Source organism: Actinomadura sp. NPDC049753 (assembly GCF_040674655.1).
Taxonomy (GTDB): domain Bacteria; phylum Actinomycetota; class Actinomycetes; order Streptosporangiales; family Streptosporangiaceae; genus Spirillospora; species Spirillospora verrucosospora.
The window spans coordinates 1-5,774 of sequence record NZ_JBFARL010000323.1; the positions used below are offsets into that span (position 1 = coordinate 1).

General features: G+C 73.8%; 4 protein-coding genes. All 4 read left to right on the forward strand.

Annotated features, from left to right (window positions below; genetic code table 11):
* Window positions 1-1,177: ABC transporter permease (locus tag AB0K37_RS39830; RefSeq protein ID WP_363990780.1), on the forward strand; the 1,177-nt coding region annotated here is incomplete at its 5' end.
* Window positions 1,178-1,229: 52 nt separating this feature from the next.
* Window positions 1,230-2,786, forward strand: a complete 1,557-nt coding sequence (locus AB0K37_RS39835; protein ID WP_363990783.1) for a DUF2079 domain-containing protein — start codon at window positions 1,230-1,232, stop codon at window positions 2,784-2,786.
* A 411-nt stretch (window positions 2,787-3,197) separates the two neighbouring features.
* On the forward strand, window positions 3,198-3,854 hold the full coding sequence (locus AB0K37_RS39840; RefSeq protein WP_363990786.1) for a hypothetical protein: 657 nt from the start codon (window positions 3,198-3,200) through the stop codon (window positions 3,852-3,854).
* A 174-nt stretch (window positions 3,855-4,028) separates the two neighbouring features.
* Entirely contained in the window at window positions 4,029-5,618 is a 1,590-nt protein-coding gene (gene serA, locus AB0K37_RS39845) for a phosphoglycerate dehydrogenase (RefSeq protein WP_363990788.1), read from the forward strand.
* Window positions 5,619-5,774: the final 156 nt, after the last annotated feature.

The window sequence follows — 5,774 nt, forward strand, 5'->3', positions numbered from 1 at the left end:
CCGGGACGGCGCCCGCAACCGGGCCCGCACCGCGCCCGCGGTCGCCGCGATCATGGCGGCCGTGGCGGGCGTCACCGCGTTGGCCATCGGGGGCGCCAGCGACTTCCGGCAGCGGCAGGTGGAGTACCAGGCGCAGCTGCCCCACGGCTCGGCGCTGATCCGGGTGCCGCAGGGCAAGGCCGAGGGCGCCGCGGCGGCCGCCATCCGGGGCGACCTGCCGGGCGTGCCCCTCGTCCCGATGCGCACCCTTCCCGGACCCTGGGGGGAATGCCTGGCCGAGGACAGCTCGAAGTGCCCCACGCTGTCCTTCTCGGTGGAGCGCGACGGGGCCTCCAATGAGATCCTGCCGATCGTGGTCGGCGGCTCCCGGGAGGCCCGGATGCTGCTCGGCCGCGACGATCCCGCGGTGTCCGCGGCGCTGGCCGCGGGCAAGATCGTCCTGTTCCGGGTGCGGCCGCCCGACCGCGGGACGGTCACCGCCGCCGCGACCTACTGGGACGACGACCAGGAGCACACGATCGCGACGATCAAGGACCTGCCGGCCGTCGCCGCCCAGGGCGACCCGCACGTGCCGGCCATCGTCCCGCCCGCGGTCGCGGACACGCTCGCCGCGAAGGCGGGCGTGCCCATCCGGACGGAGGCGTACGGGGTCGACCGCGCCGACCACAGGGTCACCAAGGCCGAGCAGGCACGGCTGACCAGGACCATGAAGAACTTCAGCGACGACGACGGCGCCGTCCGCGTCGAGCGGGGCTTCACCGAGTCGTACGGGAGCGTCACGCTGATGCTCGGCGCGGCCGCGGCCGCCCTGGCGCTCGGCGCCACCCTGATCGCCACCGGGCTCGCCGCCGCGGACGCACGTCCCGACCTGGCCACCCTGCGCGCCGTCGGCGCCCGGCCCCGCACCGGCCGGCTGCTGACGATGGGCCGGGGCGCCTTCATCGCCGGGCTCGGCTGCTGGCTCGGCATCGCCGGCGGGCTCGTCCCCGGCCTCGCGGTGACGCGCCCGCTCACCGACAGCCTGGAGGAGACCGGCGCCGCCCCGCACGGCACGATCGTCGACATCCCGTGGCTGCTGCTGGCCGCGATCGCGATCGGCGTCCCGCTCGTCGCGGCGTGCGTCGCCGGCGCGGTGACCGGCGGCCGCCTCCCGGCGGTCCGGCGCACCGCGGGGTAGGAGCCCCGGGGCCGCTCAACCACGCGCCGGCGCTGGTGATAGCGTCCGGCGCGTGGTCGAGGCGGTGGCGGTGCAGGAACCGGCGGGCGGCTCCTCCGCGGGCCGCGGGGGCGCCCGGCGCCGGCGTGCCGCCCTGACGGCGCTGGTCGCGGCGAGCGCGCTGCTGTACGGGACGTACTCGCTGATGCGGCTGCGCGCCTTCCGGACGGGCAGCTACGACCTGGTGATCTTCGACCAGGCGATCCGCTCCTACAGCCGGTTCGGCCTGCCGGTCGCCATCGTCAAGGGCGTCCACAACGACTTCGGCCCGGACTTCTCGATCCTCGGCGACCACTTCTCGCCGATCCTCGCGCTGCTCGCCCCGCTCTACTGGATCCACGACGGACCGGCGACCCTGCTGGTCGCCCAGGCCGTCCTGCTCGCGCTCGCGATCCCGCCGATCTGGCGGTACACCGAGCGCAGGCTCGGCGCCCGCGCCGCCTACTGCGCCGCGGGCGCCTACGCGCTGTCCTGGCCGATCGCCGAGGCGCTCGCCTTCGACTTCCACGAGGTCGCCTTCGTGCCGCCGCTGTCGGCGCTGATGGTCGAGCGGCACGACGCGGGACGGCGGCTCCAGGCGGCCGCCGCCGCGTTCGCCCTGCTCCTGGTGAAGGAGGACATGGGGCTGCTGCTCGCGGGCTTCGGCCTCTACCTGCTCACCCGTCCCACCGGGCGCGGGCGGCGGAGCCTGCGCGGCCTGCGCGGCCTGCGCGGACTCCTGCCGCCGGGCGACCGGCGGGCGGGGCTGGCCTACGTCGCGGCGGGGCTCGCCGCGACCTGGGCCTGCTCGCGCGTGGCCGTCGCGGCGTTCGGCGGGGACAACGACTACTACTGGGCGTACGGGGCGCTCGGCCCCGACCTTCCCCACGCCGCGGTGCACGCCGTCACCCATCCCTGGGACGTCCTTCGCGTCCTCGGCGACCCGCCGCAGAAGCTCCTCACGATGGCTCTGGTGCTGCTCCCGCTGCTCCTTCTGCCGCTGGCGTCGCCGCTCACCCTCACCGCCGTCCCGCTGCTCGCCGAGCGGATGCTCGCCAGCCGGTTCAGCAACTGGTGGGAGCCCCACTACCACTACAACGCCTTCATCGTCGCCGTGCTCGTCCTGGCGGCCGCCGACGGCGCGGCCCGTCTGCGCGGACGGGCCCGGTTCGCGCGAGGCGCGCCGGGACGGCTGCCGTCCGCCGCGCCGATGGCGGGGATCCTCGCGGTCACCGTCGCCTGCGCGCCGTTCTTCGCCTACCGCCACCTCGCCGACCCCGCGCTGTGGCGGCCGAACGAGCGGGCCCGGGCCGCGTCCGCGGCCGTCGCGCGCATCCCGGACGGCGCGCTCGTCGAGGCCGCCAACGGGCTCGGCCCGGCGCTGACGTCCCGCGCCCGCGTGCTGCTGTGGGACGACACCTCGCACGGCGCGCCCTGGGTGATAGCCCAGGTGGAGCGGCTGGAGTTCCCCTTCGCCTCGCCTGCCGAGCAGCGGCGGAGGGTCGAGGGGCTCAAGGCGGAGGGGTACCGGGAGGTCTTCCGGAGAGAGGGCTACGTCGTCCTGCACAAGGACGTCCCCGACCCCTGGTGAGGCGGGGCCTCGGGGCGGGTCCCCGGTAAGGCGAACGCCTGATAAGGCGAAACGCGGCTTTTGGACAGATTGTCCGAATGACCGATCATCGTCGCACGGGTAAGAATTCGAGTGAAGGCGCCTCCCGGCCAATCATCCCTATCCTTTCTGGGTACTTTGCCAGATACTTGAAGAAAGCCGTTGCGGCCGGGGCCGGCGCGGGAGGAGAGCCTGCGCGAACACCTCGTGACCTCGGCCGGAGCGGGCCTTGGGGCGTGCGCATGAGCGGTGTGAAGCTGAACGGCGGCGAGGCGGCGGCACCGGTGGGCCGTGGCCCGGAATTTCTCGCCCGGCGGGCAATGCGACAGGCAGGCGAATCCCCGACGATCCGCGCGGCGGACCGGGGAACCGGGCACGGCGGGGAGCCGTGACATGCCGGGGCAGGACGACATGTCGGCGCGGGAGGACAGGGACGTCCGGCGCTTCGAGACGTGCGGGCGGGCGTGGATCGGCGTCCTGCGGCACGTGTGGGCGGCCGGCGAGGCGGGGCTGGAGGACGGCGGGCCCATCATCGAGGGGCCGCCGCTGCTGTTCGAGATCTGCTCGCTGAGCTGGGAGGACCCGATCCTGCGCGAGTACGGCGACCGGGCGCGCCTGGTCCGCCGGGCGCAGGAGCGCACCCGCCGGGCCGTCCGCGGGCGGTTCTGGCCGCGGCTGCACGACCTGCAGGGCCACGACCAGATCCGGTGGGTGGTGGACCTGCTGCGCGCGAGACCGTGGACCACCAGCGCCTGGATCTCGCTCACGATCCCGGGCGAGCCGGCCGACGGGCTGCCGGCGCTGACCGCGCTGTCGTTCCGCATCCGCGGCTACCGGCTGATCATGACGGCGATGTTCCGGTCGCAGAACGTCCACCGCGCCTACCTGGCCTACATCCCCCTCCGCGAGGTGCAGGTCCAGGTCGCCGACGAGCTGGGGCTGCCGCCCGGGCCGCTGCGTGTGTTCGTGGACGTCCCGCACGTGCACGTCGGCGACGTCGAGCGGGTCGCGTCCGTGCTCGCCTCCGTGCCGGAGCCGAACGCCGCCTGACGAATCGACACAACGCAGGACGAACCGGAGTTACTGGCGGGTCTTTCCCTGCCGCGAACCCCCGCCGCCCCCGGGTTATAGACTCACCGGAGGGGGCGAGGGCACGACGAGGTGACTCGCGACTTCACCTGCACAGCACACGAACACCTACTTTTCTCGAAGGACTGTTTTCACTTGAGCAAGCCCGTCGTCCTCGTCGCAGAAGAACTCTCCCCGGCCGGCATCGCCGTCCTGGAGGCCGACTACGACGTCCGCCACGTCGACGGCAGCGACAAAGAACAGCTGCTGCCCGCCGTCGCCGACGTGGACGCCCTGATCGTCCGCAGCGCCACCAAGGTCACCGCCGAGGTGTTCCGGCACGCCAAGAGGCTCCGGGTCGTCGCCCGGGCCGGCGTCGGCCTCGACAACGTCGACGTGGAGGCCGCCACCAAGGCCGGCGTGATGGTCGTCAACGCGCCCACGTCCAACATCGTCACCGCCGCCGAGCACGCGATCGCGCTGCTCCTGGCCACCGCCCGGAACGTGCCGCAGGGCCACTCCGCGCTCAAGCAGGGCGAGTGGAAGCGCTCCAAGTACACCGGCGTCGAGCTCCAGGGCAAGACCGTCGGCGTGCTCGGCCTCGGCCGCATCGGCGTCCTCGTCGCCCAGCGCCTCGCCGCCTTCGACATGAACGTGATCGCCTTCGACCCCTACGTCCAGGCCGCCCGCGCCGCGCAGCTCGGCGTGAAGCTCGTCACGCTCGACGAGCTGCTCCGCGAGAGCGACTTCATCACCGTCCACCTGCCGAAGACGCCCGAGACCCTCGGCCTCATCGGCGACCGCGAGCTCCAGCAGGTCAAGCCGTCCGTCCGCATCGTCAACGCCGCCCGCGGCGGCATCGTCGACGAGGCGGCCCTCGACCTCGCGCTCAAGGACGGCCGCGTCGCCGGCGCCGGCATCGACGTGTTCAGCACCGAGCCGTGCACCGAGAGCCCGCTGTTCCACCACGACAGCGTCGTCGTCACCCCCCACCTCGGCGCCAGCACCCACGAGGCGCAGGAGAAGGCGGGCACCCAGGTCGCCCGCTCCGTGAAGCTCGCGCTGTCCGGCGAGTTCGTCCCGGACGCGGTGAACGTGCAGGGCGGCGCCGTCGCCGAGGACGTCAAGCCCGGCCTGCCGCTCGCCGAGAAGCTCGGCCGCATCTTCACCGCCCTCGCCGGCGGCGTCCCCGTCCGGCTGGACGTGGTGGTCCGCGGCGAGATCGCCGAGCACGACGTCAAGGTCCTGGAGCTGGCCGCGCTCAAGGGCGTCTTCGTGGACGTCATCGAGGAGGCCGTGACCTTCGTCAACGCGCCGCTGCTGGCCCGCGACCGCGGCGTCGAGGTCACCCTCACCACCAGCGAGGACAGCCCCGACTGGCGCAACGTCGTGCAGGTGCGCGGCACCATGTCCGACGGCTCCGTCGTGTCGGTGTCGGGCACCCTCACCGGCCCCAAGCACGCCGAGCGGCTCATCGAGATCAACGGCTACAACATGGAGCTCGTCCCGACCGAGCACATGGCGTTCTTCTCCTACGTCGACCGCCCCGGCATCGTCGGCGCGGTCGGCAAGCTGCTCGGCGACGAGCAGGTCAACATCGCCGGCATGCAGGTCGGCCGCGACGCCAAGGGCGGCAAGGCGCTCATCGCGCTCACCGTCGACTCGGCCATCGCGCCCCAGCTCGTCGACGCCATCAGCCGCGAGGTGGGCGCCGACATGGGCCGCCGCGTCGACCTGGAAGGCTAGTCGGGGTCCGGGGGTCGCCCCCGGGAACGACGTGGAGGCCGGCCGTCACGGCGGCTGAGCTTCGGGCGGGCCCGTGGCCCAGGTCGCGGCGGATCGCCGGCCCGCCGCCGCGCGGACGGAGCAGCAGGCTCCTCGGGGTGCCGACCGACAGGATCG

Bases quoted from the DNA above. Each gene is read 5' to 3' on its own strand.
- AB0K37_RS39840 (WP_363990786.1), top strand. From the start codon at position 3,198: ATGCCGGGGCAGGACGACATGTCGGCGCGGGAGGACAGGGACGTCCGG.